This window comes from Pseudomonas entomophila L48 (genome assembly GCF_000026105.1).
GTDB lineage: Bacteria > Pseudomonadota > Gammaproteobacteria > Pseudomonadales > Pseudomonadaceae > Aquipseudomonas > Aquipseudomonas entomophila.
Window position 1 is genome coordinate 4,488,855 of record NC_008027.1, and the last position, 22,360, is coordinate 4,511,214.

Annotated in this window: 20 protein-coding genes; 4 read left to right on the forward strand and 16 right to left on the reverse strand. The window is 63.0% G+C overall.

Annotated elements, in window-relative coordinates:
• Window positions 1-73 precede the first annotated feature (73 nt).
• The 15 genes from rnhB to rpsB all read right to left on the reverse strand — a co-directional run bounded on the left by rnhB (window position 74) and on the right by rpsB (window position 14,636).
• The gene (rnhB, locus tag PSEEN_RS19435; protein WP_011535266.1) at window positions 74-697 is read right to left on the reverse strand and encodes a ribonuclease HII; all 624 of its coding nucleotides are present in this window, start codon (window positions 695-697) and stop codon (window positions 74-76) included.
• A 1-nt stretch (window position 698) separates the two neighbouring features.
• Window positions 699-1,826 carry a lipid-A-disaccharide synthase gene (lpxB, locus tag PSEEN_RS19440; protein WP_011535267.1) on the reverse strand — a complete coding sequence of 376 codons (1,128 nt, stop codon included), beginning with the start codon at window positions 1,824-1,826 and terminating at the stop codon, window positions 699-701.
• Between the two features lies 1 nt (window position 1,827).
• The gene (gene lpxA, locus PSEEN_RS19445; protein WP_011535268.1) at window positions 1,828-2,604 is read right to left on the reverse strand and encodes an acyl-ACP--UDP-N-acetylglucosamine O-acyltransferase; all 777 of its coding nucleotides are present in this window, start codon (window positions 2,602-2,604) and stop codon (window positions 1,828-1,830) included.
• On the reverse strand, window positions 2,601-3,041 hold the full coding sequence (fabZ, locus tag PSEEN_RS19450) for a 3-hydroxyacyl-ACP dehydratase FabZ (RefSeq protein ID WP_011535269.1): 441 nt from the start codon (window positions 3,039-3,041) through the stop codon (window positions 2,601-2,603). The genes lpxA and fabZ overlap by 4 nt, the downstream gene beginning before the upstream one ends.
• Before the next feature lie 114 nt (window positions 3,042-3,155).
• Complete coding sequence (gene lpxD / locus PSEEN_RS19455; RefSeq protein ID WP_011535270.1) at window positions 3,156-4,211, reverse strand: UDP-3-O-(3-hydroxymyristoyl)glucosamine N-acyltransferase; 1,056 nt, start codon at window positions 4,209-4,211, stop codon at window positions 3,156-3,158.
• Window position 4,212: 1 nt separating this feature from the next.
• Entirely contained in the window at window positions 4,213-4,716 is a 504-nt protein-coding gene (locus PSEEN_RS19460) for an OmpH/Skp family outer membrane protein (protein ID WP_011535271.1), read from the reverse strand.
• 44 nt (window positions 4,717-4,760) lie between these two features.
• Window positions 4,761-7,124 carry an outer membrane protein assembly factor BamA gene (gene bamA, locus PSEEN_RS19465; RefSeq protein ID WP_011535272.1) on the reverse strand — a complete coding sequence of 788 codons (2,364 nt, stop codon included), beginning with the start codon at window positions 7,122-7,124 and terminating at the stop codon, window positions 4,761-4,763.
• A gap of 75 nt (window positions 7,125-7,199) precedes the next feature.
• Entirely contained in the window at window positions 7,200-8,552 is a 1,353-nt protein-coding gene (gene rseP / locus PSEEN_RS19470) for an RIP metalloprotease RseP (RefSeq protein WP_011535273.1), read from the reverse strand.
• 43 nt (window positions 8,553-8,595) lie between these two features.
• Window positions 8,596-9,786 (reverse strand): 1-deoxy-D-xylulose-5-phosphate reductoisomerase, encoded by a 1,191-nt coding sequence (gene ispC, locus PSEEN_RS19475; protein ID WP_044488379.1) that lies wholly within the window; start codon window positions 9,784-9,786, stop codon window positions 8,596-8,598.
• Entirely contained in the window at window positions 9,783-10,598 is an 816-nt protein-coding gene (locus PSEEN_RS19480) for a phosphatidate cytidylyltransferase (RefSeq protein ID WP_011535275.1), read from the reverse strand. The genes ispC and PSEEN_RS19480 overlap by 4 nt, the downstream gene beginning before the upstream one ends.
• Complete coding sequence (gene uppS / locus PSEEN_RS19485) at window positions 10,598-11,353, reverse strand: polyprenyl diphosphate synthase (RefSeq protein WP_011535276.1); 756 nt, start codon at window positions 11,351-11,353, stop codon at window positions 10,598-10,600. The genes PSEEN_RS19480 and uppS overlap by 1 nt, the downstream gene beginning before the upstream one ends.
• Before the next feature lie 15 nt (window positions 11,354-11,368).
• Window positions 11,369-11,926, reverse strand: a complete 558-nt coding sequence (gene frr / locus PSEEN_RS19490; protein WP_011535277.1) for a ribosome recycling factor — start codon at window positions 11,924-11,926, stop codon at window positions 11,369-11,371.
• Window positions 11,923-12,666, reverse strand: coding sequence for a UMP kinase (gene pyrH / locus PSEEN_RS19495; RefSeq protein ID WP_011535278.1), 744 nt, complete (start codon window positions 12,664-12,666; stop codon window positions 11,923-11,925). The genes frr and pyrH overlap by 4 nt, the downstream gene beginning before the upstream one ends.
• Window positions 12,667-12,847: 181 nt before the next feature.
• Window positions 12,848-13,711, reverse strand: coding sequence for a translation elongation factor Ts (tsf, locus tag PSEEN_RS19500; RefSeq protein WP_011535279.1), 864 nt, complete (start codon window positions 13,709-13,711; stop codon window positions 12,848-12,850).
• A gap of 187 nt (window positions 13,712-13,898) precedes the next feature.
• Window positions 13,899-14,636 carry a 30S ribosomal protein S2 gene (gene rpsB, locus PSEEN_RS19505; protein WP_011535280.1) on the reverse strand — a complete coding sequence of 246 codons (738 nt, stop codon included), beginning with the start codon at window positions 14,634-14,636 and terminating at the stop codon, window positions 13,899-13,901.
• A gap of 347 nt (window positions 14,637-14,983) precedes the next feature.
• Here rpsB and map point away from each other — a divergent pair, with 347 nt between their 5' ends.
• The 4 genes from map to PSEEN_RS19525 all read left to right on the forward strand — a co-directional run bounded on the left by map (window position 14,984) and on the right by PSEEN_RS19525 (window position 20,546).
• Window positions 14,984-15,766, forward strand: coding sequence for a type I methionyl aminopeptidase (gene map, locus PSEEN_RS19510; RefSeq protein ID WP_011535281.1), 783 nt, complete (start codon window positions 14,984-14,986; stop codon window positions 15,764-15,766).
• 26 nt (window positions 15,767-15,792) lie between these two features.
• On the forward strand, window positions 15,793-18,495 hold the full coding sequence (locus tag PSEEN_RS19515) for a [protein-PII] uridylyltransferase (protein ID WP_011535282.1): 2,703 nt from the start codon (window positions 15,793-15,795) through the stop codon (window positions 18,493-18,495).
• Between the two features lie 21 nt (window positions 18,496-18,516).
• Entirely contained in the window at window positions 18,517-19,710 is a 1,194-nt protein-coding gene (gene dapC / locus PSEEN_RS19520) for a succinyldiaminopimelate transaminase (protein ID WP_011535283.1), read from the forward strand.
• A gap of 74 nt (window positions 19,711-19,784) precedes the next feature.
• Complete coding sequence (locus PSEEN_RS19525) at window positions 19,785-20,546, forward strand: M12 family metallopeptidase (RefSeq protein ID WP_011535284.1); 762 nt, start codon at window positions 19,785-19,787, stop codon at window positions 20,544-20,546.
• On the opposite strand, the gene PSEEN_RS19530 is transcribed toward PSEEN_RS19525, so the two are convergent.
• Window positions 20,539-22,185 (reverse strand): Na+/H+ antiporter, encoded by a 1,647-nt coding sequence (locus PSEEN_RS19530; protein ID WP_011535285.1) that lies wholly within the window; start codon window positions 22,183-22,185, stop codon window positions 20,539-20,541. The genes PSEEN_RS19525 and PSEEN_RS19530 overlap by 8 nt on opposite strands.
• Window positions 22,186-22,360: the final 175 nt, after the last annotated feature.

Below are 22,360 nucleotides of genomic sequence, written 5' to 3' on the forward strand. Positions count from 1 at the left end.
GTTCGCCGGCAAGCCGGCTCCTACGAGGGCACGCGCTTTGTAGGAGCCGGCTTGCCGGCGAACAGGCCCCTGATCAGATCAGGGTATTGGAATGCCCCTCACGGGCTTCCCACGCGGCGCGAACAGGTGCGAACGAACGCCGATGAATGGGGGTCGGGCCCAGCCGGGCCAATGCTTCGAGGTGCACCGGCGTCGGATACCCCTTGTGCCCGCCAATCCCGTAGCCAGGGTAGATCAGCTCGAACTCGCTCATCTCCCGGTCCCGGGTGACCTTGGCCAGGATCGAAGCCGCCGCAATCGCCGGCACCTGCGAGTCACCCTTGACCACGGGCGCCGCCGGCACCGCGAGCTTAGGGCAGCGGTTGCCATCGATCAACGCCAGTTTCGGCGTGATATGCAGCCCTTCGACCGCGCGCTGCATGGCCAGCATGGTGGCCTGGAGAATGTTCAGGCGGTCGATTTCCTCGACCTCGGCCCGGGCGATGCAAAAGCTCAGGGCCTTCTCACGGATCTCGTCGAACAGCGCGTCACGCTTGGCCTCGGTGAGTTTCTTCGAGTCGTTCAAGCCGAGGATCGGCCGGCGCGGGTCGAGAATCACCGCCGCGGTGACCACCGCACCGCACAGCGGGCCACGGCCCACTTCATCGACGCCGGCCACCAGTTCCTCGACCAGGTTGAAATCCAGTCCCATCTGCATGTCAGCGGTCCTTCAACAAGGCAAGTACGGCGTCAGCGGCCTGATTGGAGGCATCGCGGCGCAGCGTGCGGTGAATCTGGTCAAAGCTGTCGGTCTGTTGCGAGCCGTCCCCGACCAGTGGCGCCAAGGTCTGCGCCAGGGCTTCACTGGTGGCGGCATCCTGCAGCAACTCCGGCACCAACATGCGCTGGGCCAGCAGATTGGGCAGCGACACGTAAGGGCTTTTGACCATGCGCTTGAGAATCCAGTAGGTCAGTGGCGCCAAGCGATAGGCCACGACCATGGGGCGCTTGTACAGCATCGCCTCGAGCGTCGCCGTGCCAGAGGCGATCAACACCGCGTCGCAAGCGGCCAAGGCCTGGTGCGAGCGGCCATCGAGCAGCGTCAGCGGCAAGTCGCGCCCCTCGAGCATCTGCTCGACCTGGGCACGCCGCGCGGCATTGGCGCAGGGCAAGACGAAACGCACGCCCGGCACCAACTCGCGCAAACGCTGCGCGGCGTCCAGGAACAGCGCGCCCAGACGCCCCACTTCGCCACCCCGGCTACCCGGCATGAGGGCGATAACCGGGCCTTCGGCCAGACCGAGCTCGGCACGTGCGGCACCGCGATCAGACTCAAGGGGAATGGTGTCGGCCAGGGGGTGGCCGACGAAGCGCACCGGAACACCCTGCTCTTCATAGAAGCGTGCCTCGAAAGGCAACAGGGTGAGCATCAGGTCGCAACCTTCGCGAATCTTCAGCACACGCTTCTGCCGCCAGGCCCAGACCGACGGGCTGACGTAATGCACGGTCTTGATCCCGGCCTGACGCAGCTTGAGTTCGATGTTGAGGGTGAAGTCGGGGGCATCGATGCCGATGAAGACGTCGGGTTTTTCGTCGATCAGGGTGGCAATCAGCTCCTTACGCCGCTTCAGCAGCTCGCGCAGGCGCCCGAGCACCTCGACCAGCCCCATGACCGCCAGGCGCTCCATGGGGAAATAGGAGCTCATGCCCTCGGCTTCCATCAATGGGCCGCCGACACCAATGAACCGTACATCGGGGTGGCGCGCCTTGATGGCGCGCATCAGACCGGAACCGAGGATGTCGCCGCTGGCCTCGCCAGCGACCAGCGCAACACAGAGTTGAGCCATGTCAGCGGGTAATGCCGCGAGCGGAGTTGGCGATCGACTGGCGGAACAATTCGACTTCGGGGAACTGAGCGACCAGTTCGTCCAGCTCCTTCATCGCCTGTTCGACGGTAAGACCCTGACGGTAGACGATCTTGTAGGCGCGGCGCAGGGCGTGCAGCACTTCATCGCTGAAACCACGGCGACGCAGGCCTTCGAAGTTCATGCTGCGTGCTTCGGCGGGGCTGCCGAAGACCGTGACATAGGCCGGTACGTCCTTGCCAATCGCCGTTCCCATGCCGGAAAACGCATGGGCGCCGATATGGCAGTACTGGTGCACCAGCGTGTAGCCCGACAGAATCGCCCAGTCGCCCACATGCACGTGGCCGGCCAGCGCCGTGTTGTTGACCAGGATGCAGTGGTTACCGATCACGCTGTCGTGGCCGATGTGGGCATAGGCCATGATCAGGTTATGGTCGCCCAGCGTCGTCTCCGAACGGTCCTGGATGGTGCCACGGTGAATGGTGACGCCCTCGCGGATCACGTTGTGATCGCCCATCACCAGGCGCGTTGGCTCACCCTTGTACTTCATGTCAGGGGTGTCTTCGCCAATCGACGAGAACTGGTAGATGCGGTTGTGCTTGCCGATGCGGGTCGGCCCCTTGAGCACCACATGCGGACCGATGACGGTGCCTTCCCCGATTTCCACATCGGGGCCTACGATCGACCAGGGGCCGACCTCGACCCCTTCGGCCAGCTTGGCCGAAGGGTCGATGATCGCCCGAGGATCAATCGAACTCATAGGGAGCGTTCCGCGCAGGTGATCTCAGCCGAGCAGACGGGCTTGCCGTCGACCAGGGCCCGGCACTCGAACTTCCAGATCATGCTCTTGCGGCTGAGGAACTTGGCTTCCAGCACCAACTGGTCGCCCGGCAGCACAGGCTGGCGGAAGCGCAGCTTGTCGGAGCCGACGAAGTAGTAGAGGGTGCCGTCGGCCGGCTTGGCGTCGAGCATCTTGAACCCGAGAATACCGGCCGCCTGGGCCATCGCCTCGATGATCAGCACGCCGGGCATGATCGGATGCGCCGGGAAGTGGCCATTGAAGAACGGCTCGTTGATGCTGACATTCTTGTAGGCACGAATGCTTTGGGCCTCGAAGTCCAGCTCCGTCACACGGTCCACCAGCAGGAACGGGTAACGGTGAGGCAGGTATTCGCGAATCTCGTTGATGTCCATCATTTCGGGGGGAAGCCTGTAATAAGAATAGGGAGCGCAGGTACCGACCACACGCTCCTTTTGCAGATCCAAAGAGGAGCCAGCCAGCGACTATTAACGCTCACTCAGGAGAGGGTATCAGCCTTCTGATGTCGGCTGGCCACCTGAGGTCACGGTGTCAACTCGTTTTTCCAGCTGCTGGAGACGCTTGGACATCTCGTCCAGCTGGCGAATGCGCGCGGCGCTCTTGCGCCATTCGGCCAAAGGCTGCATGGCCGTACCGGAAGAATAGCCACCCGGCTCGGTAATGGAGCGGGTCACCATGGTCATGCCGGACACGAATACGTTGTCACAGACATCGATGTGGCCAACCATGCCGACGCCACCGGCGATCATGCAGTGCTTGCCGATACGGGTGCTACCGGAAATCCCGACGCAAGCCGCCATCGCGGTGTGGTCACCGACCTGCACGTTGTGGGCGATCTGGATCTGGTTGTCGAGCTTGACGCCATCACCGATACGCGTGTCCGACAAGGCGCCGCGATCCACGGCGGTGTTCACGCCGATTTCCACATCATCGCCCAACGTCACGCCGCCAATCTGGGCGATCTTGCGCCAGATACCCTTCTCGTTGGCAAAGCCGAAGCCCTCGCCGCCGATCACTGCACCGGACTGGATCACCACACGCTTGCCGATGATGACATCGTGATAGAGCGTGACGCGCGGCGCGAGCCAGCCACCTTCGCCGACCACGCAGCGAGCACCGATAAAGCAATGGGCACCGATGGTCACATCGGCACCGATGCGGGCACCGCTTTCGATCACGGCAAACGGACCGATGCTGGCGCTGGTATCGACCTGCGCATCTTCAGCCACCACGGCGCTGGGATGAATTCCCGCTACAGCCTTGGGCTTTGGATCGAACAGGTGCGAAATGCGCGCATAGGCAAGATAAGGGTCGGCCACGATCAGTGCGTTGCCGGCAAAGCCTTCGGCGTCCTCTGCCTTGAGCAGCACCGCGCTGGCCTGGGAACTCTCCAGGAATTTGCGGTACTGCTTGTTGGCGAGGAAGCTCAACTGCCCGGAACCGGCCTCCTGCAAGGTGGCCAGCCCGGTGATCTGCAGCGCCTCGGGGCCTTTCAGCGTGGCCCCGAGGGCCTCGGCCAGTTGGCCGAGTGTCATGGTCACGGTCATATCAACGCGCTTGGTTCATGCGCTCGATGACTTGGCGGGTGATGTCGTACTGAGGCTTGACATCGATGACCGCGCCGCGCTCGAGCACCAGGTCGAAGCCGCCCTTCTTGATCACTTCCTCGACAGCGCCGTCAAGCTTGGGCTTGAGCTGCTTGAGCATGTCGCGGTCGGCAACGGCCTTGGCTTCGTTCAGCTCTTTCGATTGGAACTGGAAGTCGCGGGCTTTCTGCTTGAACTCGAGCTCCAGACGCTCACGCTCTGGCTGAGGCATCTTGTCGCCGCCCTTGATCAGGCGGTCCTGGATACCTTTGGCGCTGCTTTCCAGGCCCTTGAGCTTGGTCAACTGCGGGCCGAATTTTTTCTCGGCGTCGACGGCGTACTTCTTGGCCGCGTCGGATTCGAGCAGGGCCATCTGATAGTTCAGCACGGCTACCTTCATTTCGGCGAAAGCCGGGGTGGCGACCAGCGCCGCGGCCAGGATGGCCAGTTGGGTCAACTTACGCACGATGAACTCCTGGATAAACCGTTGTCGTTAAACCAGGGCCGACCTCAGAAGGTCTGGCCCAGAGAGAATTGGAACACTTGCGTGTCGGCGTCGTCCGGCTTCTTGATCGGCATCGCCAGGCTGAAGCTCAGCGGGCCCAGCGCGGTAATCCAGGTCACGCCCAGACCGACGGAGCTGGCCATGTCCGAGAAACCGACCTTCGCACAATCAGGCTTGCTGCCGCAGTTGGTGTCGAACACGTTACCCACGTCCCAGAACACGGAAGTGCGCAGCGAACGCTGGTCCTTGACGAACGGCAGCGGGAACAGCAACTCGACACCGCCCTGCACCAGCACGTTGCCACCGAACGGCAGCGGATCCTGGTCCGGGTCGGCGATGGTGCCTGGCTTGCCGCCAGGGTTGCCTTCACCGCGGCTAGGCGTGCTGCGTGGCCCGAGGCTGCTGTCCTTGAAGCCACGTACGGAGTTGAAACCACCCGCGTAGTAATTCTCGTAGAACGGCAGGCCCGAAGTGCCACCGAAACCATCACCATAGCCCAGCTCGGTGTGCAGGCGCAGGGTGTAGTCGTTGTTGATCGGCTTGAACAACTGGCCACGGTAGTCGAGCTTGTAGAACGACAGGTCGCTGCCCGGGATGGTGGACTCCAGGGTCAGGCTTTGCGAGTGACCACGGGTTGCCAGCACGCCTTTGTTCAGGGTCGATTCGGACCAGCCGATCGAGGCCTTGAAGTTCAGGAAGTTGTCGCCTTCCTTGTCGACGAAGTCGAAGATCTCATCGACGGTGTACTTGCCGGTCTTGAGCTTGTCCTGCTGTACGGTCAGGCCATAGGTCAGGCGCGAAGTCTCGCTGATCGGGTAGCCGAGGCTGACACCGGCACCCAGGCTGTCGACCGCATAGCTGGCCACATCGACGTCGAGGTCGTCGTAGTTGGTGCTGCGGTAGAAGGCGTTGTAGCCCAGGCTGACACCGTCGGCGGTGAAGTAGGGGTCGACGAAGCCGAAGTTGTAGCGGGTCTGGTATTCGGAACGGGTCAGGCCGATGGAGACCTTGTTACCGGTACCCAGGAAGTTGGTCTGGCTGATCGAGCCACCCAGGATCAGGCCCGCGCTCTGGGCGAAACCGACGCTGGCGGTGATCGAGCCGGAAGCCTGCTCTTCGACGCTGTAGTTGACGTCGACCTGGTCGTCGGTGCCTGGCACCGGCGGGGTCTCGACGTTGACTTCCTTGAAGAAGCCCAGGCGCTCGAGACGGGTCTTCGACTGGTCGATCAGGTAGGTCGAGGCCCAGCCACCTTCCATCTGGCGCATTTCACGACGCAGCACTTCGTCTTCGGTCTTGGTGTTGCCGCGATAGTTGATGCGGTTGACGTAGGCACGCTTGCCCGGATCGACGACGAACATGATGTCGACGGTGTGATCCTGGTCGTTAGGCTGTGGCACGCCGTTGACGTTGGCGAAGGTGTAGCCTTCGTTACCCAGGCGACGAGTGATCAGGTCGGACGTGGTGGTCATCACCTTGCGCGAGAACACCTGGCCTGGCTGCACCAGCAGCAGCGACTTGACCTGGTCTTCCGGCACCTTGAGGTCACCGGACAGCTTCACGTCGCGAACGGTGTACTTCTCGCCTTCGTTGATGTTGACGGTGATGTAGACGTGCTTCTTGTCCGGGGTGATCGACACCTGGGTCGAAGCGATGTCCATGTTGATGTAGCCGCGGTCCAGGTAGTAAGAGCGCAGGCGCTCCAGGTCACCGGACAGTTTTTCGCGGGCGTACTTGTCATCGTTCTTGAAGAACGACAGCCAGTTGGTGGTCTTGAGCTCGAACAGCTGCCCCAACGTTTCGTCGTCGAACACCGTGTTGCCCACCACGTTGATGTGCTGGATCGCGGCCACGGTGCCTTCGTTGATCTTGATCTTCAGGCCGACGCGGTTGCGCGGCTGGGGGACGACTTCGGCGTCGACTTCGGCGGAGTAGCGCCCTTGAGCGACGTACTGGCGCTGCAGTTCGTTACGCACGCCTTCGAGCGTGGCACGCTGGAAGATCTCGCCTTCGGCCAGGCCCGACTGCTTCAGGCCTTTCATCAGGTCTTCGGTGCTGATCGCCTTGTTGCCTTCGATCTCGATGCTCGACACCGACGGGCGCTCGACCACGTTGATGATCAGGACATTGCCGTCGCGGTTCAGCTGGATGTCCTGGAAGAAGCCGGTCTTGAACAGCGAGCGGGTGGAGTCGACCAGGCGGCGATCATCGACCTGGTCGCCGACGTTCAGCGGCAACGCGCCGAACACGCTGCCGGCGGAGACCCGCTGCAAGCCGTTGACACGAATATCGGAGATGGTGAAGGACTCGGCGTGAACTTCAGCGATCATCAGTGCGGAGAGCACCGCAGTTAGCAGCAGACGTTTCATGAAGTCCTTTTATTCCAACTGGCAATAAACAACCCGCCGCGATGAGGCGGCAGGTTTCGCGATTGAGCGAAGCTTTTATAGTCGACCCAGATCATTGATCAGGGCGAGCAACATCACCCCGACGACCAAACTGATACCGATCTGGACCCCCCAACCTTGCACCCGATCCGAGAGCGGACGACCGCGCGCCCACTCGATCAGGTAGAACAGCAAATGCCCCCCATCCAGTACTGGGATGGGCAGCAGGTTCAGAACCCCCAGGCTTATGCTCAGATAGGCCAGGAAATTCAGGAAATCCCCAACGCCCGACTGGGCTGAAGCGCCCGCCACTTTAGCAATGGTTATCGGTCCGCTCAAGTTTTTTACCGAGAGCTCTCCGAACAGCATTTTCTTCAGCGATTCGAGGGTCAGTACGCTCATGTTCCAGGTGCGCGAAAGCCCCTCCCCCACGGCCTCCAACGGCCCGTAACTGACCTCGCGAAGCATCTGCGCCGGCCATTGCGCCGCCTTGACGCCAGCGCCCAGGTAACCACCGGAAGCTTGACCTTCGCCCTTGCGCGCCAGGGTGACCGGCACCTCCAGCTGCGCGCCATCACGCTCGACGCGCAGGCTAACCTTGCTTTCAGGGCGGGCACGCACCGCGTCGACCACCTGCTGCCAGTCGCCCAGCACGGTGCCATCGAGGGCAAGCAGCTTGTCGCCCGTCTTGAGCCCCGCTGCGGCGGCCGGGCCTTTCGGATCGATCTCGGCCAGCACCGGCTCGACCGCCGGGCGCCAAGGGCGCAGCCCCAAGGACTGGATCGGATCGGGCTCGTCGACACCCTTGAGCCAGTGACTCAGCTGAATATCGTGCTGACGCTCGACCGTGGCACCCTCGTCGAGCACACCGACCCGCAAGGTGCCACTCTCACCGAGGCGGCGAACCAATTGCAGGTTGACCGCCGACCAGCCATTGGTCGGCTTGCCATCGATGGAAACGATTTCCTGCCCGACGTTCAGACCAGCGGTCGCCGCCAGGCTACCCGTCTCGACCGCGCCAATGACTGGGCGCACCTGCTGCGTGCCCAGCATGGAGATGAACCAGAAGAACAGGATCGCCAGCAGGAAGTTGGCGATGGGGCCAGCGGCAACGATGGCGATGCGCTGGCGCACCGACTTGCGGTTGAACGATTGCTCGACCAGCGCAGGCGGGACTTCACCCTCACGCTCGTCGAGCATCTTGACGTAACCGCCCAGCGGGATCGCCGCGACCACGAACTCGGTGCCGTGCCGGTCATGCCAGCGTATTAACGGCGTACCGAAGCCCACCGAGAAACGCAGCACCTTGACCCCACAGCGACGCGCCACCCAGAAGTGACCGAATTCATGGAAGGTGACCAGCACGCCCAGAGCCACCAGGGTGCCGATAATCATGTAGAGCGCAGTCATGTCCTATCTCCGGATGACGTTCGGCGTGGCGGGCCACCGCCGATCAGCGGCCGTGGCGCCTCAACCATTCCCGGGACAGTTCCCGGGCACGCTGGTCGGCAGCGAACACCGCATCCAGCGTGGTGAGCGGTACCACAGGCTCCTGGTCGAGCACCTGTTCGATCATACCCGCGATCTCCGGGAAGCGGATACGCCGCTGGAGGAACGCATCCACCGCCACTTCGTTGGCGGCATTGAGCACGGCGGGCGCACTGTTACCGGCCTCGGCAGCCTGACGCGCCAGGCGCAGGCAAGGGAAGCGCTGTTCGTCGGGCGCCTGGAAATCCAGACGAGCGATGGCGAACAGGTCCAGCGGTGCCACGCCAGAGTCGATGCGCTCGGGCCAGGCCAGGGCGTTGGTGATGGGCGTGCGCATGTCCGGATTGCCCAACTGGGCGAGCACCGAGCCATCGACGTAATCCACCAGCGAGTGGATGACGCTCTGCGGGTGCACCACCACCTCGACCTGGGCAGGCTTGGCGTCGAACAGCCAGCAGGCCTCGATCAGCTCCAGCCCCTTGTTCAACATGCTGGCCGAATCGACCGAGATCTTGCGCCCCATGGACCAGTTGGGGTGGGCGCACGCCTGCTCCGGCGTGACATCCTGCAACGCCGCCACGGGCGTTTCGCGGAACGGCCCGCCCGAGGCGGTCAGCAGGATGCGCCGCACACCGACATTGCCCAGCCCGCGGGCGAAGTCGGTGGGCATGCATTGGAAAATCGCGTTGTGCTCGCTGTCGATCGGCAGCAGCACCGCGCCACTGCGCCGCACCGCATCCATGAACAAGGCACCGGACATCACCAGCGCTTCCTTGTTGGCCAGCAGGACTTTCTTGCCAGCCTCGACCGCCGCCAGCGTCGGCCGCAGCCCGGCAGCGCCGACAATGGCCGCCATCACGGTATCCACTTCAGACGCCGCCGCCACCTGGCAGAGCCCGGCTTCACCCTCGAGAACCTCGGTGGCGCAACCGGCGCGCGCCAGGCCCTCACGCAAGCGCGCAGCGGCGTCGGCGGAGGGAACGACTGCATAGGCAGGCCGATGGCGCTCGCACAAGGCCAGCAACTCGTCGAGACGGGAGTAGCCGCTCAGGGCGAACACCTGGTAGCGATCAGGGTGCCGGGCAATGACATCGAGGGTGCTCAAGCCAATGGAGCCAGTGGCGCCCAGCACGGTTATGCGTTGAAGACGGCTCACATCACACCCCACTCGGCAGCCCACAGCAGTACAGCGAACATCGGGATGGCCGCGGTCAGGCTGTCGATGCGGTCGAGCACGCCACCATGGCCAGGCAGCAGGTTGCTGCTGTCCTTGATGCCTTCACGGCGCTTGAACATGCTCTCGGTCAGGTCACCCACCACCGAGGACATCACCACCACGACCGCTCCCAGCAACCCCAACAGCAGTTGGCCGACACTCCAGTCCCGCGCCAGGCCGACACCCAGGGTGATCAACAGGCTGACCACCAGGCCGCCGTACACCCCCTCCCAGCTTTTACCGGGGCTGACCTGCGGCGCCAGCTTGCGCTTGCCGAAGGCCCGCCCGGAGAAGTAGGCGCCGATGTCCGCAGCCCACACCAGCACCATGACCGCCAGGATCAGCCAGTTACCCAGTGGCCAGTGCTTGAGCAGGACCAGGCCTTGCCAGGCCGGCAGCAGCACCAGCAGGCCGATGAGCAGGCGACAGGCAGCGCTGCTCCACAAATCGTTGCTGCGCGGATAGGTGAGCACCAGCCAGGTGGCCAGGGCCCACCAGATCACCGAAGCCCCCAGCACCCAAGGCGCGAGGTCCGGCATCAGGTAGAGCAGCATCAGCGCCCCGGCGACTACCGCGGCGTATGCGATACGCACGGACTGGGCCACCAGGCCGGCCAGGCGGGCCCACTCCCAGGCGCCCAGCGTGACCACGAAGCCGATGAACAGCGCGAAATCGCCACCATTGAGCAGGAAGAACCCACCCAACGCGACCGGCAGCAGGATCAGCGCAGTAATGATGCGTTGTTTAAGCATTAAGCACGAGCTCCAGCCTCGACCTGCTCGCTGGTCTTACCGAAGCGGCGCTGGCGCGAAGCGAAATCGGCCAGCGCGGTGCGCATGGCCTCGTGTTTGAAGTCCGGCCAGAACAGGTCGGAGAAATACAGCTCGGCATAGGCCAGCTGCCACAGCAGGAAGTTGCTGATGCGGCGCTCGCCACCGGTACGAATGCACAGGTCGGGCAACGGCAGGTCGCCGGTGGCCAGGCAGGCCTGCAACAGGTCAGGCGTGATGTCGTCCGGGCGCAGGTGACCGGCCTGAACCTCACGCGCCAGGCGCTGGGCGGCCTGGGCGATATCCCACTGACCGCCGTAGTTGGCGGCGATCTGCAGGATGAAGCGGTTGTTGCCCGCCGTCAGCGCCTCAGCCTCGCGCATGGCCGCCTGCAGTTCCGGATGGAAGCGCGAACGGTCACCAATGATGCGCAGGCTGATGTTGTTCTCGTTGAGGCGCTTGGCTTCACGGCGCAACGCCGAGAAGAACAGCTCCATCAGCGCCCCGACCTCTTCCGCCGGACGCTGCCAGTTCTCACTGGAGAAGGCGAACAGGGTCAGCACCTCGACCCCGGACTGGGCACAGACTTCGATGACCGCACGCACGGCATCGACGCCAGCCTTGTGCCCGGCAACACCGGGCAGAAGGCGCTTCTTCGCCCAGCGATTATTGCCATCCATGATGATCGCGACGTGACGCGGCACCGAGGACGGTGCCGCCAGCTTGGTCTTTTCCATTAAAAAACCTCGGCCTTAAACGGCCAACAGGTCCTTTTCCTTGGCTTTGAACGCAGCGTCGATTTCGGCGACGAACTTGTCGGTCAGCTTCTGGATCTCATCAGCGGCGCGACGCTCTTCGTCTTCGCTGATTTCCTTGTCCTTGGTCAGCTTCTTCAGGTCGGCCAGGGCATCACGGCGTACGTTGCGCACGGCGACCTTGGCGTCTTCTGCAACACTGCTGGCCTGCTTGGTGTAACCCTTGCGGGTTTCCTCGGTCAGGGCCGGCATCGGTACGCGGATGGTGGTGCCGGCGCTGGACGGGTTCAGGCCCAGGTCGGAGGTGAGGATGGCCTTCTCGATGGCGGCGCTCAGGTTCTTGTCGTGGGCGACGATCTTCAGGGTGCGGGCATCCTCGACGGTGATCGCGGCCACCTGGTTCAGCGGCATGTCGCTACCCCAGGCCGGGACCTTGACGCTGTCCAGGATACTTGGGTGGGCACGGCCGGTGCGGATGGACGCCAGGTTGCGGCCCAGGGCCTCGATGGACTTGCCCATGCGCTCCTGCGCGTCTTTCTTGATGTCGTTGATCATGCTTGGCCTTCCTCGATCAGAGTACCTTCAGCGCCACCCACCACGATGTTCAGCAGGGCGCCAGGCTTGTTCATGTTGAATACCCGCAATGGCATCTTGTGGTCGCGGCACAGGCAGATTGCGGTCAGGTCCATGACACCGAGCTTGCGATCCAGCACCTCGTCGTAGGTGAGGTGATCGAATTTCTCGGCGTGCGGGTCCTTGAATGGGTCGGCAGTGTACACACCGTCGACCTTGGTCGCCTTCAGCACCACATCGGCGTCGATTTCGATCGCGCGCAGGCACGCTGCGGAGTCGGTGGTGAAGAACGGGTTGCCAGTACCGGCGGAGAAAATTACCACATCCCCGGTGTTGAGGTGGCGAATAGCTTTGCGACGATCGTAATGATCGGTGACGCCGACCATGGAAATGGCCGACATGACCAGCGCCGGGATGTTCGAGCGCTCCAGGGCGTCACGCATGGCCAGGCCGTTCATCACGGTGGCCAGCATGCCCATGTGGTCGCCGGTGACACGGTCCATGCCGGCCGCGCTGAGCGCCGCGCCGCGGAACAGGTTGCCACCACCGATCACCAGGCCCACCTGAACACCGATCCCGACCAGCTGGCCGATTTCCAGGGCCATGCGATCCAGCACCTTCGGGTCGATCCCGAAGTCTTCCGAGCCCATCAGGGCCTCGCCGCTAAGTTTGAGCAAAATGCGTTTATAGCGAGGTTGGCGACCACTCACCTGCTGAGCCATTGCGAGTCTCTCCTGCGGCGTACTTTTAGAAAATTCCGTGCGGGCTGTTTGCAGCCTGCTAACTGTAGCGTGGCACTGCTTCAGTGCCAGCAGCCTTGGGCTTTATAAACCCGCGGCCGTTTTGACAAAGAGGCTGCGCGCGTGAGCGGGCAGCCTCTTTGGGGCGACAGACGCGTCTGTCTTACTGCTTGGCGGCAGCTACCTGGGCGGCAACTTCTTCAGCGAAGTTGTCAACCGGCTTCTCGATGCCTTCGCCAACCTTGAAGTAGGTGAAGGAAACGATTTCAGCACCGGCTTTCTTGGCCAGTTCGCCAACCTTGACTTCCGGGTTCATGACGAAGGCTTGCTCTTTCAGCGAAGCTTCGGCTTTGAACTTGGTGATACGGCCGTTGATCATGTTCTCAACGATGTTTTCCGGCTTGCCAGCGATCTTGTCGGCGTTCAGCTGCAGGAAGACGTTCTTCTCGCGCTCGATGGCCTCGGCGGAGATTTCCGACGCGTCCAGGAACTCTGGGTTCGACGCTGCAACGTGCATGGCGATGTTCTTGGCCAGCTCGACGTCGCCGCCTTTCAGGACAACGACAGCACCGATCTTGTTGCCGTGCAGGTAGGCGCCGACAACGTCGCCTTCTACGCGCACCAGGCGACGGATGTTGACGTTTTCGCCGCACTTGGCAACCAGGGCTTCACGCGCGGATTCGCGCGAGGCGATCAGGGGAGCCGCGTCGGTCAGCTTCTGGGCGAAGGCTTCTTCGATGCTTTCGGCAACGAAGTTCTTGAAGTCGTCTTGCAGGGCCAGGAAGTCGGTCTGCGAGTTCACTTCCAGCAGGACAGCGGCTTTGCCGTCGGTCTTGACAGCGATAGCGCCTTCAGCGGCAACGTTGCCAGCTTTTTTGGCGGCCTTGATGGCGCCCGAGGCACGCATGTCGTCAATGGCTTTCTCGATGTCGCCGCCGGCCTTTTCCAGGGCCTTCTTGCAATCCATCATGCCTTCGCCGGTACGCTCGCGCAGTTCTTTGACCAGCGCCGCAGTAATTGCTGCCATTTCAAAATCCTCTTGGAAAGTTTTTCAACCATTCCACCCGTTTGTCACGGGCGTTAAATTCTGCAAATCCGCTGTTTTTACATCAGCCAGCCCATAATGCGGAGCCTTCGCTGACAGCAGGATTTCAAGGTGGCAAAAAGGGGGCCAAGCCCCCTTTTTGCGTGCCAAGTCAGACGCTAAGCGTCAATTACTCAGCAGCAGGTGCAGCCGCTTCTTCAGCGTAGACTTCGGTGCCGCCAGCAACGTTGTTGCGGCCGCGGATGACGGCGTCAGCCATCGAAGTCATGTACAGCTCGATGGCGCGGATGGCGTCATCGTTACCTGGGATGACGAAGTCAACGCCTTCCGGGCTGCTGTTGGTATCGACAACGCCGATGACCGGGATGCCCAGCTTGTTGGCTTCGGTGATGGCAATGCGCTCGTGGTCGACGTCGATCACGAACAGGGCATCAGGCAGGCCGCCCATGTCCTTGATACCACCCAGGCTGCGATCCAGTTTTTCCAGGTCGCGGGAACGCATCAGGGCTTCTTTCTTGGTCAGCTTGGCGAAAGTGCCATCTTCGGCCTGGGTTTCCAGGTCGCGCAGACGCTTGATCGAAGCACGGATGGTCTTGTAGTTGGTCAGCATGCCGCCCAACCAGCGGTGGTCAACGTATGGCGAACCGCAACGAGCAGCTTGCTCGGCGACGATCTTGCCGGCGGAACGCTTGGTGCCGACGAACATGATCTTGTTCTTGCCCTGGGCCAGGCGCTCTACGAACGCCAGGGCGTCGTTGAACATCGGCAGGGTTTTTTCCAGGTTGATGATGTGAATCTTGTTACGCGCGCCGAAAATGTACTTGCCCATTTTCGGGTTCCAGTAACGGGTCTGGTGGCCGAAGTGCACACCGGCCTTCAGCATATCGCGCATGTTGACTTGGGACATGATAGTTCCTTGATAAGTCGGGTTGGGCCTCCACGTATCCCAATGACCAACCCGCATCTCCGAGGAAACCGGGCACCCAGGCCATCGTGTCGACACGTGTGTGGGTTTGAGCTTACGGAGGTCATCCCCCGAAAGCGGCGCATTTTATACCACAGACCACGCACGAACGAAACCCGAATAATGATTCGTCCGTCAGCGGCTTTTGCAGCACCCGGGCTTTGGGGCCAGAATGCCTTCAATAGACCACTGGATCCTCGGGATTATCCCGCCAGATCGCCGCCATGCTCTGGTAGAATCCGGCCTTTCCCGTTCGTTCGCGCCGCATGCGGCGCCGTAGAGAGCCTGTAATGACCGTCACCATCAAGACCGCAGAAGACATCGAGAAGATGCGCGTCGCCGGCCGCCTGGCCGCCGAAGTCCTCGAAATGATCGAGGAACACGTCAAGCCCGGCATCACCACCGAAGAGCTCGACCGCATCTGCCACGACTACATCGTCAACGTCCAGCAGGCCATTCCGGCACCGCTCAACTACAAGGGCTACCCGAAGTCGATCTGCACCTCGATCAACCACGTGGTGTGCCACGGCATCCCCAACGACAAGCCGTTGAAGAAGGGCGACACGCTCAATATCGACATCACCGTGATCAAGGACGGCTATCACGGTGATACCAGCCGCATGTTCCATGTCGGCGAGGTCCCTGAGTGGGCCGCGCGCCTGTCGAAGGTGACACAGGAGTGCATGTACAAGGCCATCGAGCTGGTCAAGCCGGGCTGCCGCCTGGGCGACATCGGCGAAGTGATCCAGAAGCACGCCGAAAAGAACGGTTTCTCGGTGGTGCGCGAGTTCTGCGGCCATGGTATCGGCAAGGTGTTCCACGAAGAGCCGCAGATCCTGCACTACGGCAAGGCCGGCACCGGCATGGAGCTCAAGGAAGGCATGACCTTCACCATCGAGCCGATGATCAATCAGGGCAAGGCCGATACGAAGGTGCTCGGTGACGGCTGGACCGCCATCACCAAGGACCGCAAGCTCTCGGCCCAGTGGGAACACACCCTGGTGGTGACCGCCACGGGCTACGAGATCTTCACCCTGCGCAAGGACGACACCATCCCGCGCACCTCGGCCTGACCTTCACATCACAGGAACGCGACTCGATGCCCCAGGTGGATCCCGAGCTGTTCGACCGCGGCCAGTTCCAGGCGGAACTGGCCCTCAAGGCAAGCCCCATCGCCGCTTTCAAGAAAGCCATCCGCATGGCCGGCGAAGTGCTCGACAAGCGTTTCCGTGAAGGCCGTGAGATCCGCCGGCTGATCGAGGACCGCGCCTGGTTCGTCGACAACATCCTGCAACAGGCATGGAACCAGTTCGACTGGGGCAACCCGGACGGCATCGCCCTGGTGGCGGTGGGCGGCTATGGCCGGGGTGAACTGCACCCCTACTCCGACATCGACCTGCTGATCCTGCTCGACGCCGCCGAGCACGAGCAGTACCGCGATGCCATCGAGCGCTTTCTTACGCTGCTGTGGGACATCGGCCTGGAAGTCGGGCAGAGCGTGCGCACCGTCGACGAGTGCGCCGAACAGGCCCGGGCCGACCTGACGGTCATCACCAACCTGATGGAAAGCCGCACCATCGCAGGCCCCGAGCCACTGCGCCAGCGCATGCTCGACGCCACCAGCACCGCACACATGTGGCCGAGCAAGGAGTTCTTCCTGGCCAAGCGCGCCGAGCTGAAAGCCCGCCACCACAAGTACAACGACACCGAGTACAACCTGGAGCCCAACGTCAAGGGTGGGCCGGGCGGCCTGCGCGATATCCAGACGGTGTTGTGGGTGGCGCGTCGCCAGTACGGTACGCTGAACCTGCACGCCCTGGCTGGTGAAGACTTCCTGCTGGAGAGCGAGAACGAACTGCTGGCCTCGTCCCAGGCCTTTCTCTGGCGCGTGCGCTACGCCCTGCACATGCTCGCCGGGCGCGCCGAGGATCGCCTGCTGTTCGATCACCAGCGCAGCATCGCAACGCTGTTGGGCTTCAACGACGAGAACCCCAAGCGCGCCATCGAGCAGTTCATGCAGCAGTACTACCGGGTGGTGATGAGCATCAGCCAGCTATGCGACCTGATCATCCAGCACTTCGAGGAAGTGATCCTCGCCGATGATGACAGCGGCACCACCCAACCGCTCAATGCCCGCTTCCGCCTGCACGACGGCTATATAGAAGCGGTGCACCCGAACGTGTTCAGGCGCACGCCGTTCGCCATGCTGGAAATCTTCGTGCTGATGGCCCAGCACCCCGAGATCAAGGGCGTGCGCGCCGACACCGTGCGCCTGCTGCGCGAGCACCGCCACCTGATCGACGACAAGTTCCGCAACGATATCCGCAACACCAGCCTGTTCATCGAACTGTTCAAGTGCGAAATCGGTATTCACCGCAACCTGCGGCGGATGAACCGCTACGGCATCCTCGGCCGCTACCTGCCGGAATTCGGCCTCATCGTCGGGCAGATGCAGCACGACCTGTTCCACATCTATACGGTCGATGCGCACACCCTCAACTTGATCAAGCACCTGCGCAAGCTGCAGTACACCCCGGTTTCGGAGAAATTCCCACTGGCCAGCAAGCTCATGGGCCGCCTGCCCAAGCCCGAGCTGATCTACCTGGCCGGCCTGTACCACGACATCGGCAAGGGTCGCCAGGGCGATCACTCCGAACTCGGCGCGGTGGATGCCCATGCCTTCTGTGCCCGCCACCAGTTGCCCGCCTGGGACAGCCGCCTGATCGTCTGGCTGGTCCTGAACCATCTGGTGATGTCCACCACCGCCCAGCGCAAGGACCTGTCCGACCCGCAGGTGATCAACGATTTCGCCCTGCACGTGGGCGACGAGACACGCCTGGACTACCTCTACGTGCTGACCGTGGCCGACATCAACGCCACCAACCCCAGCCTGTGGAACTCCTGGCGCGCGAGCCTGCTGCGCCAGCTCTACACCGAAACCAAGCGCGCCTTGCGCCGAGGCCTGGAAAACCCGCTGGACCGCGAGGAGCAGATTCGCCAGACCCAGAGCGCCGCACTGGACATCCTGGTGCGCGAAGGCACCGACCCGGACGATGTCGAGCAGCTATGGTCGCAACTGGGTGACGACTATTTCCTCAAGCACAACGCCGCCGACGTGGCCTGGCACAGCGACGCCATCCTCCAGCAACCCGCCGACAGCGGCCCGCTGGTGCTGATCAAGGAAACCACCCAGCGCGAGTTCGAGGGCGGCACGCAGATCTTCATCTATGCCCCCGACCAGCACGACTTCTTCGCCGTGACCGTGGCCGCCATGGCGCAGCTCAACCTGAACATCCATGACGCCCGCATCATCACCTCCAGCAGCCAGTTCACCCTCGACACCTATATCGTGCTCGACAACGACGGCGGCTCGATCGGCGACAACCCACAGCGGGTCAAGCAAATCCGCGACGGCCTGACCGAAGCGCTGCGCACCCCCGAGGACTACCCGGCGATCATCCAGCGCCGGGTGCCACGCCAGCTCAAGCACTTCGATTTCCCACCGCAGGTGACCATCCTCAACGATGCCCAGCGCCCGGTGACCATCCTCGAGATCACCGCCCCCGACCGCCCCGGCCTGCTGGCGCGGATCGGACGGATCTTCCTGGAGTTCGACATCTCGCTGCAGAACGCCAAGATCGCCACCCTCGGCGAACGGGTGGAGGACGTGTTCTTCATTACCGACGCCGACAACCAGCCGCTGTCCGACCCGCAGCTGTGCAGCCGCCTGCAGGAAGCCATCATCCAGCAGTTGCAGGCCGGCCAGGCCAGCGAAGCCAGCCCTTCCCGCATGACCTTTTGACGATTACGAGACCTTGCGCCGATGAACCATGCCCTGACCCAGCTTCAGCCCTACCCGTTCGAGAAACTGCGCGCCCTGCTCGGTAGCGTGAAGCCTGCGGCGGACAAACGCGCCATCGCCCTGTCGATCGGCGAGCCGAAGCACGCATCGCCGGCGTTCGTCGCCAAGGCCCTGGCCGACAACCTCGACAAGCTGGCGGTCTACCCGAGCACCCTCGGCCTGCCCGCCCTGCGCCAGGCCATCGCCCAGTGGTGTGAGCGCCGCTTCCAGGTACCGACCGGCTGGCTGGATGCCGACCGCCACATCCTGCCGGTAAACGGTACCCGTGAAGCGCTGTTCGCCTTCACCCAGGCCGTGGTCAACCGCGCCGACGACGGCCTGGTGGTCAGCCCCAATCCGTTCTACCAGATCTACGAAGGCGCGGCCCTGCTGGCCGGCGCCACCCCGCACTACCTGCCTTGCCTGGAAAGCAACGGCTTCAACCCGGACTTCGATGCCGTACCAGCCGAGGTCTGGAAACGCTGTCAGATCCTGTTCCTCTGCTCCCCGGGCAACCCCACCGGCGCGCTGGTGCCGATACAGACGCTGAAACAACTGATCGCCCTGGCCGACGAGCACGACTTCGTCATCGCCTCCGATGAGTGCTACAGCGAACTCTACTTCGACGAGGATGCCCCACCACCGGGTCTGCTCACCGCCTGCGCCGAACTGGGCCGCAGCGACTTCAAGCGCTGCGTGGTGTTCCACAGCCTGTCCAAGCGTTCCAACCTGCCGGGCCTGCGCTCGGGCTTCGTCGCCGGTGACGCCGAGATCATCAAGCCGTTCCTGCTGTACCGCACCTACCACGGTTGCGCCATGCCGGTGCAAACGCAACTGGCCAGCATCGCCGCCTGGCAGGACGAGGCCCACGTGCGCGACAACCGCGACCAGTACCGCGCCAAGTACGACGCGGTGCTCGATATCCTGCAGCCGGTGCTGGATGTACAGCGCCCCGATGGCAGCTTCTACCTGTGGGCCAAGGTGCCGGGCAACGATGCCGACTTCACCCGCGACCTGTTCGAAGCGCAGCACGTGACCGTGGTACCAGGCTCGTACCTGTCGCGCGAGGTGGATGGCGTCAATCCAGGTGCCGGGCGCGTGCGCATGGCGCTGGTTGCTCCACTGGCCGAGTGCATCGAGGCGGCCGAGCGGATTCGTGCGTTCCTGAGCCGCTGACAGCGCAGCACTATATACCGCACGCAGGCACGCCAGCAGAGGAAAACTCTGGGTTTCGACCACGGAGTTTTCCCATGTCTCAACTGATTTTTTCCCACCGCCTGAAGCCTGCCGACCCACATCTCGCCGAACGGCTGGCGCGACTGGAGAATCCCGGCAACGCAGCCACGACCGTTGGCGGCCGACAAAAGCGGGCCCTGGCCATGACCCGCAAGCTCTGGCGCCCCGGCCGTGTGCTGAAGGTGGCGTTCCTCGGCAGCCCCGATGAGTTCCTGAAGTCGGAAATATTCAGAACGGCTTCACAATGGCTGCTGCGCTCGGGGGCCAACCTGTCGCTTGCCCTGACCTGGGACAACGACTCCCAGGCGCAGATCAAGGTACGCACCGGCAGGACGCTGCCACGCAACGAATCCTGCGCAGGAACCGACGCCCTGGCCATGCCCGCCGAAACCATGAACCTCAACGTCGAGCCCGGCGACGCCACCTTCGAGCACGTCGTCCTGCACGAGTTCGGCCATGCCCTGGGGGCGGAACACGAACACCAGCACCCCGACGCCAGCATTCCGTGGAATGTGGAAGAGGTTGTGCGCGTGGCCAATGCGGAGCAGGGCTGGACGCGTCAGCAGGTGATGGAGGAGATGATTGCCAGGCGCACCGACATTGGCCTGGTGAAGACCCCTTACGACCCTGCTTCGGTCATGCATTACCCGGTTCCCCAGGCCTTCACTTTGGGTGACTGGGAGATTGGACTGAACAGCGGCTTGAGTGAAAAGGATCTGGCTTTCATGCGCCTGGCCTACCCTTTTCCAAACAATGCCGTCCAGACAGTTACCTGACCTGGCCCAGGTTGGCCTCACTCATGTCCAGCTCGCCCAGTACCTGCCGTACCACTTCATCGCCCACCTGATGCTGGCGATGCAGGTTGTACAGCTCCAGGCGCTGGGCGCGTAGCGCACGCAGGCGCAAGCGGCGCTCCAGCAGGTCCATCTGCTCGGCCAGGGCCCGGGCTTCGGCGGTGTCGTTGTAGCTGTCCAGCTCATCCCGGTACTCGGCCATCAGCCTGGCCTTGAGCTCGATGGCCAGCGTCGCCTGCGCAGCGTCCTGTGGTGCGCCTGCGTCACTGACCTCCTCGGCCTCGAGAGCATGAATGGCCGCTTCGGCGGTACGCCGCCAAGCCTCCTGTACTTCCTGGCGCAGGCGTTCGTCCGGACTTTTGGTAACGCCGCGCAACAAGATCGGCAGGGCGATGACGGCACTGATCAGCGACAGCAGGATCACCCCGGCGGCAATGAAGATCAGCAGGTCACGCTCGGGGAACACCTTGCCCGCGCCCATCAGCAAGGGCACCGACATCACGCCTGCGAGTGTCACCGCGCCGCGTACGCCGCCCAGCGTCAGCAACCAGCACGACCGGGCGGTCGGCATCAGCACCAGCTCGGGCTTGCCGCGCCAGCGCCGCACCACACCGATGGCCCGCCAGATACTTTGCACCCAGACAAATCGCAGCAGCACCAGTGCGGCGAAGATCGCCACTACATCCAGGCAGCGCCAGGCCAGGGTCGGCCAGACCGCCGCCTCGTCACTGACCACCGCCTTGACGATGTCCGGCAGCTGCAGGCCGAGCAGCAGGAAAATGAGGCCATTGAAGGCGAACTCCAGCAGCGACCAAACGCTGCGGTTGAGCAGGCGGGTGCTGGTCTGGCGTGGCAGCAGGTCGAGCCAGCTCTGCATCATGCCGGCAGCCACCGCCGAGAGAATGCCCGACACCCCGAGGCGTTCGGCCAGCACGTAGGCCGCGAATGGCAACAACAACATGAACACCACGTGGGTCGCCGGGTCGTCCCAGCCACGGGTGATCATCCACATCCGCAGCCGCCCGACCAACCAGCTCAGCGCAACCCCCACCGCCAGCCCGCCGAGGGCGACGAGCACGAAGGTGAGGCTGGCTTCGGTCAACGAGAACACGCCAGTAATTGCCGCCACCAAGGCGAACTTGAACGTCACCAGGCCCGAGGCGTCATTCATCAAGGCTTCGCCTTGCAGCATGTGCATCAACGGGGTGGGCAGGCGGTCCTGGGTAATGGCCGACACGGCCACGGCATCGGTGGGCGAGAGAACCGCGGCCAATGCGAAAGCCACGGGCAATGGAATAGCCGGCAGCAGCCAGTGGATGAAGTAACCGGCCCCGACCACGGTGAACAGCACCAACCCCACCGCCAGGGCCACCACCGGTCCGCGGATGCGCCAAAGTTCACGCTTGGGCATGCGCCAGCCGTCGGCGAACAGCAGCGGCGGCAGGAACAGGAACAGGAACAACTCCGGGTCCAGCGCCACATGCAACCCAAGTGTCGGCCAGGCCAGCAAGGCGCCGGCGCCGATCTGCACCAGCGGCAGTGGCAGCGGCACCACCCGACCCACCAGTTTCGACACGCTCACCAGCATCAGCAAGATAAGGACGGTATAGGCTGACTGCATCGGTGAGCTTCCTGTTTGAACGGAGAATCGACAGCGGGGCGCAACAACGCCATTGAAACAATATGTTAGCGGGGAGCGTCTATCGTGGGCCGCTGCACGATAGTCGCAGCTCGCCTCCGAATATGTAACACAATGATTCGTGAGAAGCTGTGATACACATCGCCCCCGCCTTCGA

Coding starts and splice junctions, on each gene's coding strand:
- PSEEN_RS19530 (WP_011535285.1), bottom strand. CDS start 22,185: ATGCAGTCAGCCTATACCGTCCTTATCTTGCTGATGCTGGTGAGCGTG.
- lpxD (WP_011535270.1), bottom strand. CDS start 4,211: ATGACCGTGACCATGACACTCGGCCAACTGGCCGAGGCCCTCGGGGCC.
- fabZ (WP_011535269.1), bottom strand. CDS start 3,041: ATGATGGACATCAACGAGATTCGCGAATACCTGCCTCACCGTTACCCG.
- lpxA (WP_011535268.1), bottom strand. CDS start 2,604: ATGAGTTCGATTGATCCTCGGGCGATCATCGACCCTTCGGCCAAGCTG.
- lpxB (WP_011535267.1), bottom strand. CDS start 1,826: ATGGCTCAACTCTGTGTTGCGCTGGTCGCTGGCGAGGCCAGCGGCGAC.
- rnhB (WP_011535266.1), bottom strand. CDS start 697: ATGCAGATGGGACTGGATTTCAACCTGGTCGAGGAACTGGTGGCCGGC.
- pyrH (WP_011535278.1), bottom strand. CDS start 12,666: ATGGCTCAGCAGGTGAGTGGTCGCCAACCTCGCTATAAACGCATTTTG.
- bamA (WP_011535272.1), bottom strand. CDS start 7,124: ATGAAACGTCTGCTGCTAACTGCGGTGCTCTCCGCACTGATGATCGCT.
- PSEEN_RS19480 (WP_011535275.1), bottom strand. CDS start 10,598: ATGCTTAAACAACGCATCATTACTGCGCTGATCCTGCTGCCGGTCGCG.
- PSEEN_RS19515 (WP_011535282.1), top strand. CDS start 15,793: ATGCCCCAGGTGGATCCCGAGCTGTTCGACCGCGGCCAGTTCCAGGCG.
- tsf (WP_011535279.1), bottom strand. CDS start 13,711: ATGGCAGCAATTACTGCGGCGCTGGTCAAAGAACTGCGCGAGCGTACC.
- map (WP_011535281.1), top strand. CDS start 14,984: ATGACCGTCACCATCAAGACCGCAGAAGACATCGAGAAGATGCGCGTC.
- dapC (WP_011535283.1), top strand. CDS start 18,517: ATGAACCATGCCCTGACCCAGCTTCAGCCCTACCCGTTCGAGAAACTG.
- frr (WP_011535277.1), bottom strand. CDS start 11,926: ATGATCAACGACATCAAGAAAGACGCGCAGGAGCGCATGGGCAAGTCC.
- rseP (WP_011535273.1), bottom strand. CDS start 8,552: ATGACTGCGCTCTACATGATTATCGGCACCCTGGTGGCTCTGGGCGTG.
- rpsB (WP_011535280.1), bottom strand. CDS start 14,636: ATGTCCCAAGTCAACATGCGCGATATGCTGAAGGCCGGTGTGCACTTC.
- PSEEN_RS19525 (WP_011535284.1), top strand. CDS start 19,785: ATGTCTCAACTGATTTTTTCCCACCGCCTGAAGCCTGCCGACCCACAT.
- uppS (WP_011535276.1), bottom strand. CDS start 11,353: ATGGAAAAGACCAAGCTGGCGGCACCGTCCTCGGTGCCGCGTCACGTC.